Raw genomic sequence first — 24,872 nt, forward strand, 5'->3', positions numbered from 1 at the left:
CTACGTGCGCGCTCCGACAGTCGGGCCGGTTTCAGCCGATGAGGGCTGGTGGGAGGGGGTGCGGGCCATCAGGGCGCGGGTGACGCAGCCGGTGCCCCCGCCTCGTACTCCGCCCAGACGATCTTTCCGGGCCCTCCTTCGGGGCGGTAGCCCCAGTCCCAGTGGGAAGCGAGGGCGGCGACGATGTTCAGGCCACGGCCGTGCTCGGCGAGCGCGGTGTCGTGGATCTGGGTGGGGAGCCGTTCGGCGCGGGTGTCGGTGACCTCGACACGGAGCGTGGTGGGGGTGATCGCCTTCAGGTCGAGACGGAAGTCCCGGCCGGGTACGTGGCCGTGCTGGATGGCGTTGGCGCAGAGCTCGGCGACGAGCAGGGTCACTTCGGCGTGGGCGGTGCTGTCGTACGGGTACCCCCACGCGTCGAGGCGTACGGCGGCCAGCCGCCGGGCGAGGCGGGCGCCGCGCGGGGTGGAGCTGAACCGCATGCTGAAGTGGTGGGTGGGGTTGCTGAGTTGCGTGACTGCCGTCGGGGTGGCGGGTTGTTCCATCATGCGGACAACGCTTCCGGTGGTGGCGTAGCGTGACCAGTGGTGACGCACTGACGCGGACTGCTTGTACGCGGTGGTGCGTGAGGTGTACGCGGGGCAGCGCGCGGCGTGGTGGACAGGCGGTGGCTGGTGGAAGACGACCTGGGTGTAGACGAGCCGGACGGCGGCGAGGGCCCGCGCCCGGAGGACGAACCGGGGACGGGGATCGTCGCCGCGTTCGGGAGGCAGCTGAAGCTGGTCCGGGTGGCGGCGGGCGTGGAACGGGCCGAGCTGGGTGCGCGGCTCGGCTACTCGGCGTCGAGCATCTCCTCGTACGAGCAGGGGCGCCGCATTCCGCCGCCGCGGTTCATCGACCGGGCGGATGAGGAGTTGGGTGCGGGTGGTGTCCTGAAGGTGCTGAAGGAGGAGGTGGCGCGGGCCCAGTACCCGGCGTTCTTCCGTGACGCGGCCCGGTTGGAGGCGAAGGCGCTGGCGCTCAGCGTGTACGCGGCCATCGCCGTGCCGGGGCTGCTCCAGACAGAGGACTACGCGCGGGCCGTGTTCCGGATGCAGCGGCCCCTGCTGGACGACGACCTCATTGAACAACGTGTGTCGGCCCGCTTGGCGCGGCAGGAGATCTACGATCGGCGTCCGGCTCCGCTCCTCAGCTTCGTGATCGAGGAGTTCGTGCTGCGCAGGCCCATTGGCGGGCGAGAGGTTCTGCTCGGGCAACTGGAACAGGTCCTGCTCCTGGGGCAGAAGCGCAACGTGGAGATCCAGGTCATGCCAGTGGACAGGGAGGATCACGCCGGCCTCGGTGGCCCGTTCAACCTGATCGACACTGCGGACGGGCAGCGCATCGCCTACACGGAAGTGCAGGACGACAGCCGCATGTACACGGCTCGCGCCAAGATCCACGAGCTCGAATCCCGCTATGGCATCATCCGGTCTCAGGCGCTCACCCCGCGTGAGTCGTCGGAGTTCATCGAGAAGCTGCTGGGAGAGAGATGACTGTTCAGCCCAACGGATCCGTGGTTCCGGACTCGGCCTGGTTCAAGAGCAGTTACAGCGGTGGTGGCGGCGGCGAGTGCGTGGAGGTCGCGACCACCGGTGGTTCCGTGTACGTCCGCGACTCGAAGACCTTGGCTGGCCCGATTGTAAGAGTGTCCCCGGCGGCGTGGTCGGGCTTGGTCGCCGTGGCCGTTGCCCACGACGCCTGATCGGTTGCCGAGCGGGGGAGCCCTGCCGCCTGCACCAGGCGGCAGGGCTCCTGCGTGTGCGCTACACCTCCGCCGCCGCTGGCGGCTCGGTGTCCCCGGGCTCCCAGCCGGCCGCCCGAAGCCGCCGCGTGAACTCCGCGTGCGCGGCCCGCATCTCCTTCACCCGATCCGCCCGGTAGAGCGGCCCCTCGTACCCGTCGGGCACGTTCGCTTCGAGCGGGAAGTTCTCGTGCGAGCTGAGCTGCTTCCAGGCGTCCTTGGGCTGGCCGTAGCCGTGCACCTGGTGCGCCTTGGTGATCCGCCGCCCGGTCGCGTCGAACCACATGTTCTCTTCGTACTGCTGGAGCACGGGGAAGCGAGCCCGGTACATGGCGACGAGCTCGTCCGCGCTGATCCCGAGCCACACCGCCACGAGAGCGTCGATCTCAACGAGAGCAGCCCGTCGGGCGAATTCGGATCGCAAAGGAGTTCTAACGGTCCACGTGGGGCCAAGGCCGTCCGTCAGGGGTCGGACTCCGGATGGCACTTGCTCGACGACCCAGTCATCAGATTTCCATGAAGGGTCGTGCAACTCGGCCCAGATTGCTGCGTAGGACGAGGTTTGGCTGTTCAGGCGCAGGGTGCGCAGCAATAGTGAGGGCGCGAGTGGGTGGCCTGCTGTGGGCGCCGGGAAAGAAGACGCCTCTCCAATTCGAAGGTGGCGGATGTTGTTGATTCGGAGGTAGTAGTCACTGGGCAAAGCAGCCCAGAATCCAGCGGCAAGGCAAGTTGTCATGGTCTCGTTGAGGGCCATGGTGTCGACCAAGTCAACATGGGCCGGTCCCGGTGGCATCAAGCAAGCGGTGAGGCTGCGCTCAGTATTCGAAGGAACCATGACCCGCCAGGCAACGCGGTAAAACTCAGAATAGGGGCGCATGCTAGCTGTGCGTAGCACTGAATCAACTGCCCGTTCGCGTTCGGTCGTGCTCAGGTCTGGGTAGTTCGTATCGACCTCGGCTTCGGCTGCGGCAACGGCGTAATGACTCGCCCGCAGTTGCTCAAGCCGATTGTGGTCCACCCAGCGATCCTGTGCTGCCAGATACCGCGTTCGCTGACCGGCTGGCCGGTAGTTCGTGCGTGGCACCTCGTTTTCGGCCAGGCCGTTGGGGTTCCACGCCTCCAGCTCAGTCGATGCTCGGGCGCCGTCAACGGGTCGCTTTGCAAACGGCGTCGCGATGCCGAAGAACGGGCCCTGAAGGATCACGTCGTCCCAGCTCTGCGCGGGTCCTGAGTCCCAAGTGAAGTAGCCGGCGGTACGGTCGTTCTTCTCGTGGAAGCCAGGGCTGATGCGTGGTTCGAGTGTTCCAAGTCGGTGAGGCCACTGCGCGAGTGCAGAAATGGCCGACTCCTCTGATGCCGTCACGGGGAAAAGCAGTTTGGCTTCCTCGACAGGCAGCGGTTTCTCGTCGCCCGCCAGCTTCTGCCAGTCAGCCAGTGTCGAGCGATCCACCGTGATCACGCGGTCTCGGTGCGCTCGCCTGTCCCAGGTGCCCTTGTGCTTGATTCCCGGAGAGTCCCCTTCGCCGTTGTGGCGCAGCGAGCCCGCGAGTACGAGCGGGTGGACAAGCCAGCTCAGGTGCTGGAATCGGATCGGGCGTTTCCGCCCGTAGATGTTCACACTGAAGTGAGTGCTGTGGTCGACGGGCCGTGCGAACAGGTAGAGCTCGTTCACGAAGTCGGCATGCATGCGGAGGTGACTGTAGGCCGCCTTGCGCAGTGCACCTTCCTTGGCGCCGGTGAGATGGGTGGCGGGGTGAATGAGCCCAACTGTGCCTCGCTCGCCCGATACGCGCCACGTCAGAAGCATGAAGGCGCGGTAGAGGTCAGGCTGCGTCCCGACTAGCTCCGGGTAGGCTTCGACTGAGGCGAGATACCCGGACATCGCGGCCGAATCGGCCAGCTCGGTCGTAAACGCCGACCGCGCTTTCGCCTGCTCAAGTACATCGTTCTTGCGGTCAGCCCACGCCTCATTGCTCGGCTTCTCCGCCAGCTCGAACCACGGCTCGAACTCGGCGAGGACGCCACTTTCCTTCCATTCCTGCTTGACCCATGGCGGGTTGCCGACCATCAGGTCGAAGCCGCCCTCCGCGAAGATGTGGGCGAAGTTCAGCTCCCAGTGGAAGAAGCCGCGGTCCTTTGCGATGCGGACGGCCGTGCCATGCCAGGGGAAGAGGTCGCCCAGGCTGAGGGGGTCGACCCAGCCTGAGAGCTCGGTCATTTTGTCGTCGAGGGACCGCTCGAACTCGTCCAGTCCCTTGAGGCCGTTGACCTTGGGGATCTCGAAGAGTGAGCCGGCGTCCTTGCCCGGGTCCACGTCGACACGACCGACGACGGACTCCGCGAACTCGATCCAGTCGTCCAGCGAACTCAGGGCTACCTTCCGGTCGCGGCCGCCCTTCTTGATCTTCTTCAGGTCCTGGTCGCCGTTGAAGTAGTCAGCCGCCGTACCGTCCAGCAGCGCCACTTCCTCCAGGGGCCAGAACCACAGCGCGCACCACGCGTCCATGATCTGCTTGAGCCGCCAGTACGGGCTGCCCTCCACCTGGAGGGCCTGCCTGACCGCCTCGCGGTCCATCACCGGTGTGGAACGGTCCGCATCGACCGGCATGCCCCAGACCGGGATGTCGCGGGAGATCTCCTGCTCCGACAGCTCAAGCCGCAGCTTGACCAGGTCCCACAGGTATTCCACCCGCTCTGCGAGTGCCCGCAGGCGGCCCGTCTCGGTGCGGCCGTCACCGGTGTCCGGGGTCTCGGGCTGCTTTGCCGCCCGCTTGGTCGGTGCAGGGGGCTCCGCCGGGACTTCGAGGCCGGGCTGTTCCCAGATGTCCAGGCCCAGGTCGAAAGAGGCCTGGCCAGTCCGGGTCTCCTTGGCGAGGGCCGATGCCTGGGTGGTGGGGGCCTTTGTACTAGGAGCCTTCTTCTCGCCCTTCGGGGCTCGGCGGATGCCCGAGCGCCACTTCTTCATCGCCTCGATGAGCTCGGGCTCCAGCCAGTCCGCCACGGAGCCGGCCACCACGCTCTGGCCGGTGCCCTTCCGTACCGAGACCGAGTCGCCGACCGAGCCCCAGCCTAGCGCCGGCAGCAGGAATTGGTGCACCGGCCGGTGCACGCCCGTCCCCGTCAGCTTCTGCGACAGCGGGACTGCCTTCGGCGCCTGCTGGGCCGAGGCCTTGAGCCAGCCGCCCTCGCCCAGGGTCTTGCCCGGGTAGACCTTCCGCGCGGCCCCGATCAGGGAGTTGCCCCGGTGCAGGTGCAGCCCGTACCAGGGCGCCCGCATGCCCGGGTACATGGTGTTGAGCCAGAGCGAGATCTCCGCCAGTTCCACCGCCGTCTTGTTGAGGTCGACGCCGTACGCGTTGTGCAGCGCGATGTACGCCTTGACCTTCTGGAGTTCGCGCGGGTACTCCTCCGGGTCGATCTGCTCGTCGGCCTCGTGCTGTGCCAGTTTCAGGTACAGCTCCGCCAGCTGGTTGACGGCCTCGTTCAGGAACGCGCCCGAGCCGAGTGCCGGCTCGCACACGCGCCAGCGCAGGACCTCGGCCGCCGTGACGTCCGACTTCTCCGGTTCGCGCGGGTCGACCTTCCCGTCGTCGTCCAGCCGGAAACGGAGCGTCTGCTCAACCGTCGCCTGGGTCAGGGACTCCGGCGTGTAGTACGAGGCGCTCGTCTGCCGGTCCCGACCCGCCAGCCGGTAGACGTACGAGCCCACCGGGTGGATGACCGAATCGGGTACGCCCGTCTCCGGGTTGATGTCCTTGGTCTTGACGAAGACGCTGTCGCCCGGGGTGTCCGCGTACAGACCCGACCGCACCTGCCTCGCGGTGATCAGCCAGGAGCCGCCCTCCGGGTTGCCGCCCTTGGCGACCTCGTACAGCGGCTCGGTGGCGATGAAGCCGGTGTACGACATCAGGCCCTCGTACACCGCGCCCAGGTGGTTGATGCTGAGGTTGGCGTAGCTGATGAAGCCGCCGCGGCTCTTGCCCCGGCCCTCGACCAGGGTCAGGTTGCGCAGGACCTGGTGCAGCACCTTGTTGCGCAGGCGCAGGTCCAGCGGCTGGGCCGGAGCCGGGGATCCGTCCGGGCGGACCGGGTCCGGGTAGTCGATCTTCTGGCCGACCAGCCCTATCGAGGCCGGGTCGAACAGCCGGGACCGCAGGGCTTCGATGCGGATGCCCTCGTAGCCGTCGTCCTCGACCAGCTCGGGTGCTTCCTCGCGCAGGGCGTCGCGGCTGGTGACCGTGTTCGCCACCGGGTGGCCGGTGAACACCTTCTCGAAGAGCAGGGCCAGCGACTCGTGGAAGTGGTACCGGTCCCGGGAGGTGCTGCTCAGCTTCTCCTGGACGACCAGCTCGCGCAGCCGGGCCACGCTGTACCCGGTCGCGTACTCCTCGCTCTTTACCGGCAGGATGCTCAGCTCCGGCCGGGCCTCCGCATACAGGAGGAACAAGATCCGGTACAGGTACCGGAGCGACTCCTCCGTCAGGAGGCGGGGGAGGTCGCCGGGCTCCTTCAGGGTCTCCGGCAGCCACTCCTGGAGGTCCTCCGGGTGGACGCCGTGTTCCTCGCGGGCCCGCCGCAGGACCTCGTTCGCGATCAGCTGGACGGACTTCTGCAGACCCACGCGCAGCTCGGCGGTCACGCCCACCGAGTGGTCACGGGACTCGGCGACCAGCTTGGCGATCTCGTCGTCCGAGCCGTCTTCCTTCGGCCGGAGCGACGTGGCGGCGAAGATAGCCGCGATCAGGTCGATCTCGTTGGCCTTCGCGCCTTTGCCTGCCTTGCGGGGCAGGGCCGTGTCCAGGTTCACCGCGAGGTAGCGGCCGCGGGAGAAGGCCTGGCTGTCCGCCAGGATCAGCACACCGCCGAAGAGCAGCAGTGCGTACCGGGGCGCGTTCTCCGCGTTCAGCAGCCAGGAGGCCAGCTCGCGCACGGTGGTCAGCGTCTTCGTGGCGGACACCCGGACGGGCGCCGGCAGGCGGTTGGCGGGACCGTCGCCCCGGGTGGCGTCCAGGTCCTCGGCGAAGCCGCCGGTCAGGACCACGATGCCGGGCTCGGAGTGGGCCACGGGAGCGGCGACCGGGCCGGTCGGGGTGTGGGCGGTGAAGTGCCCCGGCTGCGGGGTGAAGCCCAGGGCCTTCAGCAGGCCCTCGTGCCAGCCGGCCAGGGCCGCCCACCACTCGCCCTCGGGGGAGGTGTCCGCCTCACCCTCGGCCGCGGCCGGGAGGGGCTGGAAGGCGGGCGGCACCGTCTCCGCGGGAAGTGCCTTGAGTAGCGCGGCGGCCTGCTCCTGCGCGTCGACGGCTCGCGCGTACAGCAGGGAGTTGTACTTCTCGGCGTCCGGCCCGAGGACCGCCCGTACGTCCATGTAGGGGCGGGTCAGGTCGCGCAGGTTCTGTCGGGGCGTGGCCTGGCCCTGACGCTCCAGGGCCGTCCATTCCTTCAGCGGGCCGCTCGCGAGCTGCTTGGGCAGGATGTCGTCCAGGTAGAACGAGGGGAAGTACTCGCTCTCGTTGATCAGGGAGTCGAACGTCACGCCTGCTGCTCCTGCTCGCTGTTCTTCGGGGTGGTGCCCTGCCGGGGGCTGCGATGGTCGAGGCGGCCGGTCACGTGCCCGGTTCCAGTACGGCCAGCACCCGGACCATCGGGTCGCCTGCGGTACGCATCCGGGCGGCGGCTGCGGCCAGGGCCTCGGCGGCCTTGTCACGGGCCGTCTTGCCGCCGGTGAAGCCGAAGAGGGCATCCTGCTGCCAGTCGCCGACACGCTTCTCGTAGGCGCGCAGCGGAGCGTCGACTTCCTGGTCGGCGAGCTTCCGCAGGTGTCCCAGCGTGCGGCGGGTCTCCGCCACGGCCATGGGGACCAGGGTCTGGAGGGCCGCGCGGTCACCCGGCTGGTAGTGGTCCGGCATGTCGGGGCGGATGCCCAGTTCGGCCAGGAGTTCCGGGGTGAGTTTGCGGGTCCGCGGCTCAGGGGTGTCGAGTCGGTCGACGGCGAGCCAGGCGACCAGGGTCGGGCGTCCTTCCGCGTTGGACCACACGCCCTGCGTGAGGACCACCGGGACGGGCGCTCCCTTCGGGTCCACCTGGATGATCGGGGCCTGCTGCCGGCCGAGCTGGACCAGCACCTTGTCGGTGATCCACTCCACGACGGGGTGGAGTTCACCCACGTAGTGGGCGTCCGGCCAGAGAGAGGAGGAACCGGAGTCCTCGCGGGCGCGCTTGAGGGACTCCGCCGCGTCCTTGCGGCTGAAGGTCAGCTTCATGCGGCGGGTGATGTTCTGGTCGCGCAGATAGCCGGGCGGCAGGACGTCGAGCCGGTCGGCCAGGTCCTCGGGGGTGTCGAAGCTGAGGTCGGTGCCCGCGATGGTGGTGTTCAGGCGGAAGGACTCCAGCTCGGCGAGCTCGGCCAGACCGGCGAGCACGTACTCGTGGCGGTTGCGTTCCGCGGACGGGTCGAACAGCCGCAGTTCCTCAACGGTGGGGATGTCGGAGGCCCGGTCGGGCTGTGCGGTTTCACCGTCGGGTTCGGGGGCGGGTGCCTCGGCGGCGGACCCGTAGTCGTCGAGGTCGATGTCGAAATCATCGTCCAGGTCGAATTCCTCGAAGTCCTCGGACGCTGCGAAGTCTTCGGCGACTGGCGCAGGCCCCGTACCGAATTCACTCATCGTCTGCCGCTCCACCGGGAGTTCGGCAGCGAGGCCGAGGCCGTCCACCCCGTCGAGGGCGTCCACCGCTACAGCCTCAAGCTCCGCGACTGCCTCCTCGGGGGTGGCGTGGCGCAGCAGCGCCTCCATGACCCGACGCTCCTCCTTGGCTCCGTCGTTCTCCTTGGTCGCCGCCTCGACTGCGCCGAGCACCTCGTGGACTTTCGCCTCACGGGCGAGGACCTTCTCGGCGACGGTCCGGTCGTCGAGGGCTCCTTCGACGGCACTGGTGAGGATCAGGGCGCGGAACTCGGGCGGCCGGGTCTGCCCGTATCGGTCGATGCGACCGTTGCGCTGCTCGACGCGGATCAGGCTCCACGGGAGGTCCCAGTGGACGAGGTGGTGGCACTGGCGGTGCAGGTTGACGCCCTCGGAGGCGCCGTCGCCGGTCAGCAGCACCCGGACGTCACTGCCCGCGCGCGCGAACTCGTCGACGTAGTCCATCTGCACGGTGTCGGAGATCTCGCTGTGCATGACCTTGACGGCGGCCGCCGCGTCCTCGTTGCGCTTCCAGCCCAGCAGCGGGGGAAGGACGAGGCCGAGCCAGTTGAGGGTCTCGCGGCGCTCGGAGAAGACGACCGCACGGGTGGTGCTTCCGGGCTTGACGCCGATCTTGCGGAGCTCGGCCACGAGGCCGGCGAGCTTGGAGGTCGCGCCGAGGCCCATGGCCGACGCCTGCTCGATCTTGCGGGCGAGTTCGGTGAGGCGGATCAGGGAAGTGACCTCAGCCGGGGCCGTGTCATGGCCGGGCAGCGGCGGGTCGGTGACCTCTTTGTGCCCCGCGGGCAGGGCGTGGCCCAGAGTGGCGAGCTTTGCGCGGGCGCTGGCGAAGAGCGCGCGGTGCGAGGAGAGGAAGGACTTGAGCAGGACGTACGGGAAGAGGTGGTCGGCATCCTGCGTCTGAGGATTGCTGAGCCATGTGTGTGCCAGCTCGGCGAAGACCTGCTCTTCCAGCTCTCCCGCCGTGCAGGGGATGGGGTGTGACTTGCCGCGCGGGGCCCAGGAGCCTTCGAGGGCCGTCGCGACCTCCTCGCTCCGCTTCGTCCTGCGCAGCATGAGGTGGTGGAGCTCGGATGCTTCGGGCTTGTTCGGGTCCTTGACCGCCATGGGGTCGAGGAGCCGGACCAGACCGGTGAAGGCGCGCATGTCACCGTTGTGCGGCGTGGCACTGGCGAGGACCAAGGCGTCTGTGTGCTCGGCGAGCAGATTGGCGAGGATGCGCCGGTCGCTGCCCTGGTTGATCAGGTTGTGCGACTCGTCGATCACGACGGCGTCCCACTCGATGTTCTTCAGCCACGGGCCGTAGCGCTTGGCGTTCTTGAGCGTGTCCATCGAGATGATCACGCGCTTGTAGTACGTGAACGGGTTCCGGCCGACCGGGATCTTCCGCTCGATGCGCGAGACGCCCACGCTGTCGAGGCGCACCAGCGGCAGCGAGAAGCGCGTCCACATCTCGTGCTGGAACTGCTCCAGGACAGGAGCCGGCGTGACGACGAGGATGCGCTCGCCGCGACCCCGGCGGATCAGCTCGCCGAGCAGAATGCCGATCTCCAGGGTCTTGCCGAGGCCGACGACGTCGCCGATCAGCAGCCGCGGGCGCAGGCGGTTCTCGAGGGCCTTCGCGGCGGGGCGCAGCTGGTAGTCCATGCGGTCCAGCAGGAACCCATCGGTCAGGGCGAGCCCGCGCTCGATCTGGGGGAGGGGGGTCTTGCGCAGCGCGGCCTCCAGGAAGAGCCGGCTGCGGCGGAAACCGGGGGACGGATCGTGATCGATCCAGGTGTCCTCGGGACGCAGGACGCGGGGCGGGCCGTCGAGCGAGGTGAGGAAGCGTGCCTCGTGGCCTCGTACGAGCTCGGACGCACCGATGGCCTCGATGAGGATCTCACCGGGGCGGACCAGACGGCTGCTGCGGACCAGCCACTCCTCGTCGCGGACCTCGATCACCGTGCCTGCCGGGGGCGGGCCTGAGGCGAGACCGGGCGCTGCGTCGGGCATGGAGGGCGTTCCTTTCGGCGAACCGCTGTGCCCGCCGGACGGGGGCGGGTGGTTCTCTATTGTCGGTGCAGGAGCGGCGGAGGTTCCGCCGTTCAGAGGCGACCGCTGTGCGCGTATGCCTTGCGCAGACGCTCGGCGGCTTTGGCCGCGGCGGGCGGGACCGAGGGGCCGGCGTCACCGGGGGCATGTGGCGGCGTCGGTTGGGGCGGCGCCAGCGGGTAGCTCGTGACGGAGACAGGGTTACCCAGGGCGGGCGCGGGGCCGGGGAGCGGGTGGGCCTGCGGGTCGAGCACGGTGGGCACGTAGTCCGCGGGGGTGGCAGGAAGGGGCTCCTCAGCGGGAAGCTCGATGTCCGCGATCTCCTCGTCGAGGAACTCATCGAAGAGGTCGGGCTCATGGGCGGCCCACGGGCTGTCCGGATCGGCACCTTCATCGACGGCCTGCTGGGCAGCCTGCTGGAGCTCCGGGTCCGCCTCGTTGTCGCGGGCACGCTCCGGCAATTCGGGAATCAGCCCCGACCCGGCGACCAGGGTGCGGAGCTCCTCCGCTGCAGCCTCGACGGTCCGGCCATGCACGGCAAGCAGCTGGACCAGTTCGCCCTCGATCTCGGTGAGGGTGGGACGCTGCGTGGGGACCAGCGCGAGGAGACGGGCCAGGAGCGGGCGGTAGTCCGGCGGCACTCCCTCCCAGCTCGGGGTCAGCCCGGTCGGGCCGTAGGGGTAGGGGGAGCGGACGGCAGCGGCGAAGAAGAGGACCGCTCCCAGGGCGAAGATGTCCGACGGAGCCTCCACGTGTTTGGCATCCTGCGTCTGCTCCGGCGACATGTAGGAAACGGTGCCGAAGCGGGCGCCGGTCTTGGTGAGCGCCGCACCGCCGTCGCGCTCGGTCAGCACCGCGAGACCGAAGTCGAGGACGACGGGACCGTCCGGGCCCAGGGCGATATTGCCCGGCTTGAGGTCGCGGTGGAGCAGCTTCACCTCGTGGATCGCGCGCAGGGCGTCGACGAGCGCGAGACCGAGCGCTGCATACGGCCCCACCTCGAGAGGGCCGCAGCTGTGGACGACCTTGTGGAGTGTGGGCCCGTGCACGTAGTCCATTGCCAGCCAGGGCCGGGCGGCCTCGGGGTCGGCGCCGATCAGCGCCGGCACGCGGGCACTCGCCACGGTGCCCATCGTCTGTATCTCCTGCGCGAAGCGCGCCCGGGCCTCCTGCTCCGAGTTCTCGGTGCTGTCCCGCAGCTTCGACGGCTTGATCACTTTTACGGCAGCGAGTACGGGTTCGGCCTCACCGTCCGTGGCTGTCAGGTGGTACGCCGTCTCCTGCTCGGGGGCGAGGTTGGCCAGGTCCAGCTTGCGGGCGAGATAGGTGCGGCCCATGCCACCCTGGCCGAGCACCGCAAGGAGCTCGAACGGCCCGAGCACGGCCGGATCCGTCTCTTGGTTCAGCTCGTACATTGCGCTTCGTCCCCACCCGTATCGAACCTGGGATCCCATCGGCTGTGTGGACGGGTCCGGTGTGGTCGAGGTCCCCGAACGACGGCGATCACAGCTTGTGGGCCAGTTTACGCAGTGTGCCCACAAGATCAGCAGGATCTGGTCAGGTCCGTGCAAGGGCATGGAGCCCGTCTCACCCCAAGGGGTGGGGGTGCTTTTGGCTCTGTCGATCACGGGCGTGGTGCAAGCTCGAGGCCAGGCCCGTTCCGATGCCCCACGACCTGGGGCGCGTGGCGATTTCCGGAGCCGGTCGAGAAGGGCACCGGACGTGCAAGTCTCGCCGGCCCACCGGGTACCGGACGGTGTACGCGGTGCAGGTGCCGGAGCTCCCATAGCCCCGCCACCGCAATGCACCGCGCACCCCCGGCGTGGACCGCCGTGGCGGTCGCGGCAGTCCGTGCCTCGTTAAAGCGAGCGTGTCGTCCTCGGCCGCATGGGCGTTGCCGGGTTCGGTACGCGACGGTTGAAGACCCACACTCCTTGCGAGTACGTGGCTCCCAATACGCGTCCCGCGTCGCGGAGCCAGGGGTTCGCCTTCTGGAACGGTGCGAAGTTGTCGTTGGAGATGATCACCCCGCCGACTTCCTCGGCAATGCTGATCACCAGGGCGTCACCCCGGCCCTCGGTCCCTGCCGGAGGCTGGACTACCTTGCCGTCGGCGATCGCGGCTTCCACCCGGGGGCGCTCCTCGGCGGACACGTCGTGGCGCAGCGTGGCGTCGACCACCACGTGGATGTCACGGCCGAGATGTTTGAACTGCAGGGATCGTACTGCGGCTTCCAGGGCGGCGAAGCTCGGCCTGCCGCCGGCAGTGCGCGGAGGCCGACCGTTCCAGGCGAGATTGGAGCCGTCCACGACGAGCGCAGGCACGCCAGGATCTGCGGTCCGGGGTGCGGACCGCGGGGGAGTGGGCTTGGGAGTGCCGCCCGTTCGGCCCTCCGGGCCGCCCTGCCGCGGAGGCGGCGGCACCGTGGCTGGCCGGCCCGGCGTGGCGAGGTTGATCAGGCGGTTAAGCTCGTTCTGTACCTCGGGCAGGACGTTCCCGTCCCCGAACACCTTCACCTCTCCGTCGAGAACGACATCGCCGGTCTTCTGGAGAGTCGCCCTGACGGTCAGCAGGCCTTCCTTGCTGTACGTGTACTCCAGGTCGAAGACCCCGTCTTCGGCCTTGCCGCGCTGTGGGTACCTGAGGACGAGATCCGTCAGTTTCACGTTGTCGGGGTGGTCGACCTCACGGTCCGGGTCACCCTCCCAGACTTCCACGGTCAGCTCGGAGACGTTGTCCCTGGTCGGCTCGTAGGATTTCACGCGCTGCTGCGGCAGACGCTGGTTCCGGTCGATGAGGGCACTGAAGTTCCGCCTGCCCTCGCGGTCCTTGGTGATGGTGCCGAGGGCATGCGTGTTGACCACGCGAATGATGCTCTTCAGCTCGCCGTCCATGGCCGCTGCCGTGATGGCCGCTCCTTCGGCCACCGCGGTCATGGGATCGCACAGCGCGGTATCGACGAGTTCGCAGTCCAGTGCCTCCGACACCGCCGCACGTACGGCCGGGATCTGGCTGCTTCCGCCGATCATCAGGACCGCGGTGAGGTCGCGCGGGTCGATCCGAGCCTGCTCCAGACATTCCTCGACCGGGTCGAGCGCCCGGCTGATGAGGTCTTGTATGGCTTCGGCGAACTCCTCCTGTCCGATCGCGACGACGACCCCGTCGGGCGTCTGCACGTCGACGGACTCCTGGTGCGAGAGAAGGATTTTGGCCCGCTCGATGTCGAGGGCGAACTTCCGCTGTTCTGAGCCGCTCCACTGACCCCGCGCGGGCGCCCGCTGGAGGATCAGGCGACGCAGCCGGGCGTCGATCTCCAGACCGCCGAGGCGGTTGACGCCCCGGCTCGCCTTCTCGTCGAAGAAGCCGTCGTCGTGCAGGAGCAGGGTGGCGTCCATGGTGCCGCCACCCCAGTCGAAGACCAGGAACTCGCCGTCGACCTCCATCTCGTGTGCATAGGCGATTGCCGCGGCCGTCGGTTCGTTCAGCAGGGTGCGGACCGAGATCCCGGCGGCACGCGCGGCCTCACGCGTCCGGAATCGGGCGGCTCCGGTCGCATTGGCGGGAACGGTGATGACGGCTTCGTGGATCTCGGTGGCGGCTTCCTCCTCCGCAGCTCCTGCGATGGCGCGGAAGACACCGGCCGCGGCCGTGGTGGCTGCGAACCTCTGTCCGCCGAGGCTGACGAAGGGTTCCTCGCGCAGCATCCGCTTGCACGCTTCGACGGCCTGCTCGGAGCGAAGCTTGGCCTCCCAGCCGAACAGCGTGCCCGGACGCAGCGAGCTGGTTCCCACGACCGATGGGTAGAGCAGCTCGAACCCCTTCCGTCGCCAGTTGGCATCGAGCCCCTGTCCGCCGATCTCCAGTACCTCGACGTACTCGCCGTTCCATTGGGCGGCTACCGAGTTGGTGGTCCCGAAGTCGATTCCTGTCGCTGTCATGCCTCTTCCCCCCCATTGACACCCGCGGGGGCGGCGACGCGCCGCAGTTGTCCCGCGAGAACGACCTTCCCGGTCAGCTCGTCGACGTATGCCGGGCTCAGCAGTTCGAAGGTGTCTCCCTCACCCTCGGTCACCACGAAGCGGTCGCTCTCTTCGGGCTCCGTCACTCGGAGCAGTCGAAGTTCGCGCAGGTGGGCGGACATCGCGCTCTCGACGGTTTCGCTGCTGCCTCCGGCCCGGGAACGGAGGAGTGCATCGATCTCGGCGAGGCGGCCGGTGAACTGGGCACGCGTGCGGAACTCGTCCAGGACTGCCCTGCGAACGGCGGCGGCAAGGGCGCTGGACGAAGGCGCATCGCCGATCTCGGCGGCCTTCAGGGCGTCGGGCAGTCGACCCGTCACTCCCCTGATCACCGTCATCGCGTCGATCGGATCGGGCGTGGCCGGAATGCCGGCGACGTCGGTCGACGGGGCCGGAGACTCGGTGCTGCGTTCTCGACGACGCCTCAAGCCCCCGGGCTTGTGTGGTGCTTCCTTCGTGCTCGTGCCGGGTTGCGTCTGGCCGCAGGCGGGGCACGGGCGGTGGGAACGCTCCCTCTTGGGGATCTTCTTCTTGGGAGGCATCAGGCTCTGCTTCGTTCGGTTCGGGCGGTGGATCAGATCGCGGATGCCGATGTGGTCATCGGGCTGAGCTGTGGCGGTCGAGGTGGGGAGCGGTGCTGCGGAAGTCGTCGAGGAGCTCGACGGCGGCACGGGCACGAATCGTCTCCAGCTCCCTACCACTCGTCACCGGAGTCCGGCGCGGCAGGCCCTCCACCGGCGGCACGAGATGCCGCGGTACCTGAGAGGGCATCACGTAGCGCGATGGGTCCAGCGGCAGTTGGTAGAAGACGTCCCAGCCCGCCTCGTTGCGCAGCGCTCCTCGGATGCGCTCCTCGGCCATGTTCAGGGCGGATTGTGCTCTGGTGTCGCCTTCGTACCCGCGGAATATCTCTCGGCAGCGTTCCTCCCACGCGTCTGCACCGTGATCCAGGCCGATTTCGAGGAAGGGATTGCTGAACCGGCCTCGGACATTCCGTCTCGTCTCCCGCCAGGCACGCAGAAGCCGGAGGTTGCGTTCGGCAACGGAGCTTCCGTGATCTGCGGCCATCTCCGCGTACTTCTCCGCAGAGTCGAGCAATCTGTCCCTGGCCGCGGGTGACTCGGCGTTCTCGCTCTGCACTGCGGCCGCGTAGGCAGCAAGGGCGCAGCCTTCCTCCACGAGCTCTACCGAGATCCTGCGGCTGCTGCTGCTGCCGCCGCGCGCCAGCGAATGCGCCTGACGAGCAGCAGCCTCCAGATCGCCTGCCTTGACCGCATCGTAGGCCCGCTGCGCGGCGATGAGGGCGTAGAAGGGACTACGACCTGCGTCCACGGTCTCCCTTGGTTCCCACAGGGCGGCCATCAGTTGCCAGAGCCCGAGGTCCTCGCCCATGGCAGTCGGCCACTGTCCCGAAAGAGCGCCCGACTTGAGATCGCGCAGTTCGATCTGCTGGGTACGGGGCAGAGCCGCGTCGAGCGCGTCGAACACCGTCAGGTCGCCGTCGAGGACGACGTCGTACAGCAGATCCCACACGTCGTCCGGCTCCTGCCGCGTGAGCGGCTCACCACGCAGGAATGACTGCCGACGCAGGAAGCCCTGCCAGCCGAGCCTCGAGGCTTCCTCATCGGTGATTTTCTCCGGCACGAGCCGTGCACGCAGGTAGAGGGCCTCCTGCGCGTCCCGCGTCATCCAGGGCGTGTCTTCGGCAAGCAGCCCGCCGCGATCGACGAGGTCGTCGATGACGGTCAGGGGAGCCCACGGGAGCAGCTCGTCCAGGAACCGGTTCGGCAGGGGCACCGCGCCCCGGGTGGCGGCGGTGGCGAAGAGGGAGAAGGCGGGACCGCCCGTCACCGCGTGGGACCGCGTGCCGACGAGGTCCAGGCTGGGCGCCGTCGAACACAGCAGCCGGCACCGCTCCAGGCCCGCCTCGGTGAGCCATTGGACGCCGGCCGCCCATAGGTTTCGTATGTGCCCCAGTATCGAGGCCGGTGGAAGGAGGGCAAGGCCCGAGCGCACGGCGGGCAACAACTCCACTCGGTCGGGATCTCCTTCCAGTGCCCGGAGGAGCACAGTCTTGTCCGCCTCGGGTATCCCGGTGGCGGCCGCCGTCTCCGCAAGCATGGCCAGCACGGCTTCGACCGCTTCGCTGCCTCCGACACCGAGCCACCGCCACTTGCGCTGCACGAAACCGCTCACGGCAGAGGGGTCTCGGCCTTCCCGGCGCTCCCGCGCCCGCGTCAAGCGCTCGCGTTCGGCTGCCTTTGCCGCCTGACGGGCGGCGAGCGCATCTGTCATTTCGTACACGGCGACAGGTTATCCGTGCACCCTGACGAACCGTACGGTCGCGCACGCATCGTGACCTTGGCGAGGCATGGTGCGGCGGCACCGTAGGCCGGGCGTCGAGCACAGGACGGCTCTTACCGATGACCGTGTGCGGGGGCGAAGGGCGCACACCGGCGCCGCCGGACCTCGGCGGCCGGCATCCCGGCCGAGCCGGAGGCTCCCCATGAGCGCACGGACCTTCCGGCAGCGGTCAGCCCGGGCGATGGGAGCCGGATGCTGATCCCGTTCGCGCGCAAGGCGGAAGACCGTGTCGATGCAAAAACAAAATTGCATGCTGCCAAAGCCGTGGGGCCGCGCACTCATACCTTCGTCCTGTCAGAAGCGCTGTCACTGAAGGATCGAGGGGAGTCGTAGCATGCAGCAGCACAGGAGTCTGCTCTTCATTCTGGTCATCCAGGCCGCCGTGATCGTCGGCCTGCTGGCCGGCATCATCCAGTTCGCTGATGGGGGACAGCTGATGGGGGCGATCAAGTACGGCGGCGTGGCCTTCGCAGGTGCCATGGGGCTGGGCATTTCGACCGTCACCTGGCTGAGGCCGTCATGACGTTGTCCGGACGGCACGGCTCGTCAGAGTTAAGAAGTGTGTGGCGCGCGTTGGACGCGTTGTGTGCCGCCTCGGCGCCGGAGCTCGGTCACCAGCTCGCCCTCCAGGTGATCTTCCTGAGATCGTGGCCCGCACCCGATGGGGCAGGGCTCGACCGGTCCTTCGGGCCCGCTGAGCCTGCGCTGAACAGAGCATGGGCACTTCTGGAATTCGGCCGCTTGTCCGACCCGGTGGCCCATCAGGCGGTCCGGTCCCGCAGGCTTCACGGAGAGGCCGACCGCGCGCTGGCCGCGCTGATCGCCCAGGTCGCTCGGCTGGAACAGCCCGCAGGCCTGTTCGACGCTTGCCTCGACCGGTACTCGTCCCGGTTCGGGGCGGGAGGGGACTACTACACCCCCCGTCCGCTGGCCCGGCTCATGGCCGGCCTGGCCGCGCCCCAGCCCGGAGAACGCGTCCTTGACCCCGTCTGCGGAAGCGGAAGGCTTCTGGTTGCCGCAGACGAGTGGGCGCGCGGAAAGGAGCACGGGCCCGGTGTGCTGGCGGTACATGGCCGGGACATCCGTCCTGAGGCTCGTCGCGCCGCAGCGATGAACCTGACGCTCGGTGGACTGCACTACGAACTGGGCGGTGAGGCGGTCGACAGCCTGCATGCCGGCCCGACCGGCCTGTCCCCCGATGTCATTCTCGCCAACCCACCGCTGAACACCAACGACTGGGGATACCAGGAGCTGATCCGAGACCCACGGTGGAGCCTCGGCCCTCCGCCGAAGGGAAACGCGAACTTCGCCTGGCTCCAGCACGTCGTGCACGAGCTGTCGGCTCAAGGGCGGGCAGTCATACTGCTTCCGGACAGTGCGACGAGAGGGCTCAACACTGCGGAGTCGTACATCCGCCGCCGCCTGGTGGAGCGTGACCTACTGGCCGGCGTGGTGGCCCTGCCGTCGCGGCTCTTCCCTCACACGAGGTCGGGCGCAACCCTTTGGCTTCTCGCCAGGGACAAGAGCGCGAGCCCACGCTGGGGCCGGAAGTCCCGGGTGGGCGAAGTGCTCCTGGCGGACGCGCGGCGATTGGGCACCCCAGCCGACCGGGCGGGCGGCGCTCCCCGCGCGGACGCGGCCATCGATCGGATCTGGCAGATCTTCGCGAACTGGAGAGGCACCTCCTCCGCCCAGGAGGACGGAACCGGGCAGGTTGACTGGTGCCGCTCTGTGAACCATGACGACATCGCACGCCGCGGCTACGACCTCAGCCCGGGCAGTTACGTACAGACGGCCCCCGCGAGCACGGAGGACGCATTGTCCGAGGCGGAGCACCGGCATCCGAAAGACGCGCTGTACGAGCACTTCGAGCACGCCCTGCGCATGAGCGAGCGGCTCCGGGACGTACTCGGGACGGAACCGGCGGAGTGGGTGCAGGAGTGAAGCGCACAAGGGAAGCCGGCGCATTCGATGCGCCGGGGTGGATCACATGCGAGCTGGCCGACGTACCCGGCGTCGAGTCGGTCTCCTACGGCGTGGTGCGCCCAGGCAGGCACGACCCGGGGGGCGTCCCCATGATCCGGGCCGGCGATATTGCGGACGGAGCCGTAGACACGAGCGAGCTTGCACGGATCGCCCCGGATGTGCACCGGCAGAACCGGCGGACGTCACTTCGGGCGGACGATCTCCTCGTCGTGCTGGTCGGGAGGATCGGGGACACGGCAGTCGCCGGTCCGGACAACCACGACTGGAACGTCGCCCGATCAGTCGCCGTCATCCGGTTCACCGTGGCCGGACTGACCCACGGGATCGACATGTGGATCCGCTGGTGGCTTGGCACGCCCCGAGCCCGAGACCTGCTGCGCGTGGGCTCCGCGGGCGCTGAGCACGCGACGCTGCCTCTCGCCGACCTCAAACAGCTTCCCGTTTCGGTTCCGCCACAGCATCTTCGTGAGCGGATCCTGCTCACGATCGACCTCGCGCAACGGAAGACGGCGCTGAACACGAAGATCGCGGGTCGCGCGACCGAACTCGCGGACGCGTACTTCGGCCGCTTCGCGCAGGGCCACGCCCGCAGCGACATGCACCGGCCAGGAGTGACTGTCGCGGACGTAGGCCAGGTCATCGGCGGTGCTCCCCAGGCCGGACGGCTCGACGGTGACCGAGCCCTCGCATGGGCATCGCCGAGGGAAGTACTCAACAACAGGACGGTTCATCTGGACCGCACTGCCGGGATCACCTGGGCGCCATGCGATATGGCCTGCCCACCGGGAACGCTGCTGATCGCACCGCGGCCGGGCGAAGTCAGAACGGTCGCGGCGGCGATGCCTATCGTTCCCGGGCGCGGCATGCTGGCGATCCGCACGGGAAGCGAGGTGGACCGGATGTGGCTGCTCCACGAGTTGCGGGCCAGAAGCGAGGAGCTGGTCGCCACGGCGCAAGGAGAACAAGCGCGCGCGATGAGCCGGAAGGCGTTCTCGAAGTTCCCCCTGTCGTGGCCGCCGGAGGAGGTACGAGAACGGTTCGCCGGTATCGCTGCTCCGCTCCACGCCCGGGCCCTCGCGGCCCTCAGGGAGAACCGCGCGCTCCAGGAACTGGTCGTGTTCGAAATGACCGGGGATCCGACAGCCAAGAGGTGAGTAATGTGCCCCCACAGAACGAGCAGACGGCAGCCTCCAGCTTGTTGCGGAAGGTCACGAAGACCCTGCGCGGAACCATGGACGCGGCCCAATACAAGAGCATCGTCCTGACCCTGCTCTACTTTCGCTTCCTGTCCTTGGAGTTCGAGCAAGCACGACGACGGACAGAGGCGGAGGGCCTGCGGGACGAACACCTCCTCCATGGCGCCGGAGGACCGCGATGGGTCCCTCCCCTGGCCCGCTGGGACACCCTCATCCGGCGCGTCCGGGATCCTGACGACGATCCGGTGACGGCGCTCGACGAGGCACTCGACGCCATGCGGCGAAGCGAGGGTGATCTCGCCGACCTCTTTCCGCCCGCCAATGCCCTCATCGGAGGCCTGCGGCGATCGCAGGTCACCGAACTGTTCACCCTCCTGGACGAGCCCCTCGACGCCGCGTCGTACGAGAACCTTCTCGGAGAGTTCGCCCGCTTCGAAGGCAAGAAGGGCGGCGAGTTCCACACGCCGAGGAGTGTGGTGCGCCTCCTCGTCGAGACGTTGCAGCCGGAGCGTGGGCGTGTGTACGACCCCTGCTGCGGTTCCGGCGGGATGCTGATCCAGTCGGCGAGGTTCGTGGTCGAGCGAGGGGGCGATCCGGATGCGGACCTGGCGTACTACGGGCAGGAGGTGAACGCCGGCAGCTGGAAGCTGGCGCGGATGAACCTGCACGTTAACGGGGTCCCGGCAGACCTGCGCCGCGCCGATGTGCTTGAGCGTGACCCGATTGCGCGGCTCAAGGCGGACTGGGTGTTGGCCAACCCACCGTTCAACATGCGGGATTGGGCGCGCAACGAGGGGGATCTGCGTTGGCGCTACGGGGTTCCACCGCGTACCAACGCGAATTTCGCCTGGTTGCAGCACGCCGTCGACAAGCTGAGTGATCAGGGGAGCGCCGGCCTCGTACTGGCGAACGGTTCCTTGTCATCCAAGCAGATGGGTGAAGGTGAGATTCGCCGGGCGATGGTGGAGGACGACCTGGTCGCGTGTGTCGTAGCGCTGCCTGCCCAGCTCTTTTCGTCCACTCTGATATCGGCATGTGTCTGGTTCCTGACCAAGGACAAGTCGCCGCAGGGGAAAGCGGGATTGGCGGACCGTCGTGGTCAGACGCTTTTCGTTGACGCCCGCGGTATGGGTGACCTGGTCGGGCGAGCTCATCGCGTGCTGACGGATAGTCATCGATCGGAGATCGCCGGTGTCTACCACGCCTGGCGCGGAACGGGTCGCCGAGGCGACGTGTACAAGGACGTGCCCGGCTTCTGCCGTTCCGTAGGGGGAGATGAAGTCCGGCGGAACCAGCACATTCTTACCCCGGGCCGATATGTAGGCGAGGCGCCGGCGGCGGGCTCGGCCCCGGGCGACCGGCAGGCCGACGAGCTCATCTTCGAACTGGAGCGTGAGCTTCTCGAGCTGCTGGAGCGATCCGATCAATTGGCACGGCAGATCCGTCTCCATCTGGACACGTGAGGTCGCCCAGGGAGGCGTGATCCAAGCGCTTCATCGACCAGCTGACGTGGGAAGGGGAGGCCGCCGAGCAGGCTCTGGCCTTATACGGCGAAGTGCTGGGGCGGCGGGGTGAGCTGCAGGCCGTCGCTGCACGACATCGTCGCGCAGTTGCGGGCCCTCCTCGTGCTGGCAGCCGAGGAGGTGCCGGATACGGCCAAGACCAATCGCGCGCGCCGCCCTCGCCAGCCGCATTGCCGTGCTCGCCGACAACGCGCAAGCCTCATGGAATCGCTCACGCGGACGATCGACCTCCACGACATGGGCGAGTACGTCTTCGTCGGCTGGGGCCAGCTCGTCCAATAGCTAGAGCGCTTCATCCAGGAGCTGATCAGCCTCGGCGGGCGCATCGTTCGGCTGATCCTGGAGCTGGAGGGCGACGGCCTGATCCAGCGCCTGTTGCGGGCTGCTGCTCGCGAGGCCGCCGACGCAACCCTGCAGGGAGCCGCCCATGCCGAGCTGGCCGCGTACGAGCGGTGGGCCGGACGCTGTTGGTGGACCTTGAGGAACGAGCATGTGCATCCAGCCGCGACGCTCGTTTGACGCTCTCGGAACCGGCCCGCCCGCAGAGCTGGGAAACCGCCTCTGACCAGCAACTTTTGCGGGCCCGGTTCGCATGACGTGTAAACGATGACCCACCACGTGGAGTGCGTGGCCATCCTGGAGCCGATCGCGAAGGGCGCCTGACCAGCAGTTTCGCCGGTGCGCGGGATGTGCGCCAGGGGTGATCATCAGTGAAGGAATGCCGCCTCTCCGGCGTGGCCGCACGGCTTTGCAGGGGGGCGGCTTCTTTGCGCCACGGACGGCCGAGGGCTGTTCGTGGCCGAAGCCGGCCGGACTCGTTCTGTGGTCACGCTGAAGTGGAGACAGGCCGTGCTGTGCCGCGGCCGCGGCGGATGTCACCATGATCCTCTGCGCTCGCGAGTGAAAGCGCGCCGTTCCGGGGCAGCCGCAAGGTGCCGCGGGGAGAACGGCGTGGCGTGCCGGAACCGGTTCTCCTGTCGCGGGTGTTGACCTCGCGCGTCGTAGACGTCCAACAGCACCGTGTGCCACCACAGGAGGAAGCCCGTCATGCCTGAAGCCCCGAGCTGGAGCACCCGGCGGGTCGTCGTCATCGGGGGCAGTATGGCCGGCATGCTCGCTGCGGCCGCGGTCAAGGACCACGTCGAATCCGTGGAGATCATTGAGGCCCACGACCTGCCGGCGGGGCCCGGTCCGCGTACCGGCGTGCCTCAGGCCGGCCACATCCACTGGCTGCAGACCGCAGGCGCCGAGGCGATGGACGCGCTCTTGCCGGGCAGTGTCGGTCTGCTGCTGGCCGCCGGCGCCCACCGGATCCCGGTGACCACCGACATGGTCATCCACTCGCCCGAGGGCTGGTACCGGCGTTGGCGGCGCGCCACCCACTACGTGATCACTGCCAGCCGGGACCTGACCGACTTCGTTGTCCGGGAACAGGTCATGAAGGACCCCCGGGTCAGAGTGCGGATGCAGACCAGGGTGGTCGGTCTGCTCGGTGACCGTCGTACCGTCACAGGCGTACGGGTTTTGGCCGCCGACGGCACCGAGGCGGAACTGCCCGCCGACCTGGTCATCGACGCCGGCGGTCGGGGCACCCGCATGCCGCAGTGGCTCAACGGGCTGGGAATCACCGGCCTCACCGACGAGCACGTCGACTCCGGCTTCGCCTACGCCAGCCGTATCTACCGGGCCCCCGTCCCGACCAGCGGCTGGCCCGTGGTCGGCATTCAGGCCGACCCGCGTCTGCCCGGGCCGGGCACGGCCGGCGGCATCCTGCCGATCGAGGGCGACCGCTGGCACGTCAGCCTGATGGGAGGCCCCGGCGGGCACCCCACCGATGACGCGGAGGCCTTCGAGCCCTTCGCCAGAACCCTGCGCCACCCCCTCATAGCCGACCTCCTCAAGCACGCCGAACCGCTCACCGACGTCGGCGTCACCCGTAGTACCGCGAACCGGCGTTACTACTACGAGCGGCTCCGCCCCTGGCCCGAGGGCCTGGTGGCGCTGGGAGATTCCGTCGCTGCCTTCAACCCGGTGTATGCGCAGGGCATGTCGGTGGCGGCACTGGGGGCGCTAGCCCTGCGCGATCTGCTCTCGGCCGGCTCAGGGCCCGGCCTTGCCCGCCGGGCCCAGCGCGCCGTTGCCCGCCCTGTCGATGCCGCGTGGGCCCTTGCCGTGGGCCAGGACATCCATTTCCCCACCACCCGCGGCAAGCGCCCGAACCTCGCCGATCGTCTCCTGCACCGCTATGTCGGCCGCCTGTCGCGTACGGCGACCGGCTCGTTCCATGCCGCCACGGCCCTGACCGACGTGCTGTCGCTCCAGGCCCCGCCCACGTCGCTGGTCAGGCCGAGCGTGCTGCTGACCGCGCTCGTCGGGCCCTTGCGGGCTCCGAGCGACGGGCCCACGTTCACCCGGTCCGAACGGATGCTCCTGGACCGCCTTGTTGCGGATGAGCCAGCCGGCGAGTAGCAGGCGCATTGCATCCTGCAGACCGTCCGGCCCGGTGGGTCCGTCGGTCTATGGCGCAGGTTGGCTCAGAGTGGCGCATGAGTGGCACACGTTCTGACCTGGCGTTTTGAGGTTCCTCGCGATTGTGGCGCCAGATTGGCTCGACGTGGCGCCATGTGTGTGTCATGCTGTGGGACATGGACCTCTCGCCCTATGTCGCCAGTCTTCGTAACGAGCTCGCGGTTGCCGCCGAAGCCGGTGGTGAAGAAGCTCGCGCTCTCGCCGAGCGCATCACCGCGCCGCTGGAGTCGGCAGCCAGACTCACCCTGTTGAACGCCCTGTCCGATGCCATGGGTGAGGTCACCCGGGAGCTCGCTCCGGGGTCGGTCGACGTGCGGTTGCGGGGGCTCGATCCGGAGTTCGTCGTGACCGCGCCGCCGAAGGAGGAGCCCTTCGTCGTGCAGGGATATGAGGAGGCGCACGCGCTGCCCGCAGTTCCGGTCGTGCCGGAGGGGGAGGACGGCACCACCGCGCGTATCAACCTCCGACTCCCCGGCCACATCAAGGCGCGCGCGGAGCAGGCGGCCGCGCGGGAAGGGCTTTCGCTCAACGCATGGCTCGTCAGGGCCGTTTCGGGTGCTCTCGAGCCCGGCGGTGGGCGTCAGGGCGACGCGGCGGCACCCCAGCGGGGCAGCAGCAGGAAGAGCTTCACCGGCTGGGTGAGCTAGCCCCGCCGCAGCACTGTTTCGGCCTGCGGGAGGCCGACCACTCTCGCGACATGTTCACGTCCCCGGAGCGGGGACGACCACCAGACTCAC

The 24,872-nt window shown here is 68.6% G+C and carries 17 protein-coding genes; 9 read left to right on the top strand and 8 right to left on the bottom strand.

Annotated features, from left to right (window positions below; genetic code table 11):
- Window positions 1-68 precede the first annotated feature (68 nt).
- Window positions 69-548: an ATP-binding protein gene (locus OG753_RS30885; protein WP_405790963.1), complete on the bottom strand. Its 480-nt coding sequence runs from the start codon at window positions 546-548 to the stop codon at window positions 69-71.
- Between the two features lie 126 nt (window positions 549-674).
- On the opposite strand from OG753_RS30885, the gene OG753_RS30890 reads away from it, so the two are divergent.
- Complete coding sequence (locus OG753_RS30890; RefSeq protein WP_405790964.1) at window positions 675-1,535, top strand: helix-turn-helix domain-containing protein; 861 nt, start codon at window positions 675-677, stop codon at window positions 1,533-1,535.
- Window positions 1,532-1,744 carry a DUF397 domain-containing protein gene (locus OG753_RS30895; protein WP_405790965.1) on the top strand — a complete coding sequence of 71 codons (213 nt, stop codon included), beginning with the start codon at window positions 1,532-1,534 and terminating at the stop codon, window positions 1,742-1,744. Before OG753_RS30890 ends, OG753_RS30895 begins: the two co-directional genes overlap by 4 nt.
- A gap of 61 nt (window positions 1,745-1,805) precedes the next feature.
- Here the strand turns inward: OG753_RS30895 and OG753_RS30900 are convergent, their stop codons facing one another.
- The 6 genes from OG753_RS30900 to OG753_RS30925 all read right to left on the bottom strand — a co-directional run bounded on the left by OG753_RS30900 (window position 1,806) and on the right by OG753_RS30925 (window position 16,832).
- Complete coding sequence (locus tag OG753_RS30900) at window positions 1,806-7,316, bottom strand: Eco57I restriction-modification methylase domain-containing protein (RefSeq protein ID WP_405790966.1); 5,511 nt, start codon at window positions 7,314-7,316, stop codon at window positions 1,806-1,808.
- A gap of 70 nt (window positions 7,317-7,386) precedes the next feature.
- Window positions 7,387-10,479 carry an SNF2-related protein gene (locus tag OG753_RS30905; protein ID WP_405790967.1) on the bottom strand — a complete coding sequence of 1,031 codons (3,093 nt, stop codon included), beginning with the start codon at window positions 10,477-10,479 and terminating at the stop codon, window positions 7,387-7,389.
- A 92-nt stretch (window positions 10,480-10,571) separates the two neighbouring features.
- On the bottom strand, window positions 10,572-11,933 hold the full coding sequence (locus OG753_RS30910) for a serine/threonine-protein kinase (RefSeq protein WP_405790968.1): 1,362 nt from the start codon (window positions 11,931-11,933) through the stop codon (window positions 10,572-10,574).
- Window positions 11,934-12,377: 444 nt separating this feature from the next.
- On the bottom strand, window positions 12,378-14,456 hold the full coding sequence (locus tag OG753_RS30915) for an Hsp70 family protein (protein WP_405790969.1): 2,079 nt from the start codon (window positions 14,454-14,456) through the stop codon (window positions 12,378-12,380).
- Window positions 14,453-15,214 carry a hypothetical protein gene (locus OG753_RS30920; RefSeq protein WP_405792994.1) on the bottom strand — a complete coding sequence of 254 codons (762 nt, stop codon included), beginning with the start codon at window positions 15,212-15,214 and terminating at the stop codon, window positions 14,453-14,455. Before OG753_RS30920 ends, OG753_RS30915 begins: the two co-directional genes overlap by 4 nt.
- Window positions 15,135-16,832 carry a hypothetical protein gene (locus OG753_RS30925; RefSeq protein ID WP_405792869.1) on the bottom strand — a complete coding sequence of 566 codons (1,698 nt, stop codon included), beginning with the start codon at window positions 16,830-16,832 and terminating at the stop codon, window positions 15,135-15,137. Before OG753_RS30925 ends, OG753_RS30920 begins: the two co-directional genes overlap by 80 nt.
- Window positions 16,833-17,235: 403 nt before the next feature.
- Here OG753_RS30925 and OG753_RS30930 point away from each other — a divergent pair, with 403 nt between their 5' ends.
- From OG753_RS30930 to OG753_RS30950, 5 genes are all read left to right on the top strand, one after another.
- Entirely contained in the window at window positions 17,236-17,424 is a 189-nt protein-coding gene (locus OG753_RS30930; RefSeq protein WP_371640022.1) for a hypothetical protein, read from the top strand.
- Complete coding sequence (locus OG753_RS30935) at window positions 17,421-18,845, top strand: N-6 DNA methylase (RefSeq protein WP_405450205.1); 1,425 nt, start codon at window positions 17,421-17,423, stop codon at window positions 18,843-18,845. The genes OG753_RS30930 and OG753_RS30935 overlap by 4 nt, the downstream gene beginning before the upstream one ends.
- A complete protein-coding gene (locus OG753_RS30940; protein WP_405790970.1) occupies window positions 18,842-20,041 on the top strand; it encodes a hypothetical protein in 1,200 nt (399 codons plus the stop codon). The genes OG753_RS30935 and OG753_RS30940 overlap by 4 nt, the downstream gene beginning before the upstream one ends.
- Window positions 20,038-21,546, top strand: a complete 1,509-nt coding sequence (locus tag OG753_RS30945; protein ID WP_405790971.1) for an N-6 DNA methylase — start codon at window positions 20,038-20,040, stop codon at window positions 21,544-21,546. Before OG753_RS30940 ends, OG753_RS30945 begins: the two co-directional genes overlap by 4 nt.
- A gap of 108 nt (window positions 21,547-21,654) precedes the next feature.
- Complete coding sequence (locus OG753_RS30950; RefSeq protein WP_405790972.1) at window positions 21,655-21,888, top strand: hypothetical protein; 234 nt, start codon at window positions 21,655-21,657, stop codon at window positions 21,886-21,888.
- On the opposite strand, the gene OG753_RS30955 is transcribed toward OG753_RS30950, so the two are convergent.
- Entirely contained in the window at window positions 21,889-22,104 is a 216-nt protein-coding gene (locus OG753_RS30955) for a hypothetical protein (RefSeq protein WP_405790973.1), read from the bottom strand. It lies immediately after the preceding gene.
- A gap of 549 nt (window positions 22,105-22,653) precedes the next feature.
- Here OG753_RS30955 and OG753_RS30960 point away from each other — a divergent pair.
- Window positions 22,654-24,075 carry an FAD-dependent oxidoreductase gene (locus OG753_RS30960; RefSeq protein ID WP_405790974.1) on the top strand — a complete coding sequence of 474 codons (1,422 nt, stop codon included), beginning with the start codon at window positions 22,654-22,656 and terminating at the stop codon, window positions 24,073-24,075.
- A 176-nt stretch (window positions 24,076-24,251) separates the two neighbouring features.
- On the top strand, window positions 24,252-24,782 hold the full coding sequence (locus OG753_RS30965) for a toxin-antitoxin system HicB family antitoxin (protein ID WP_405790975.1): 531 nt from the start codon (window positions 24,252-24,254) through the stop codon (window positions 24,780-24,782).
- The last annotated feature ends 90 nt before the right edge of the window (window positions 24,783-24,872 follow it).

This window comes from Streptomyces sp. NBC_00029, assembly GCF_045160505.1.
Lineage (GTDB): Bacteria > Actinomycetota > Actinomycetes > Streptomycetales > Streptomycetaceae > Streptomyces.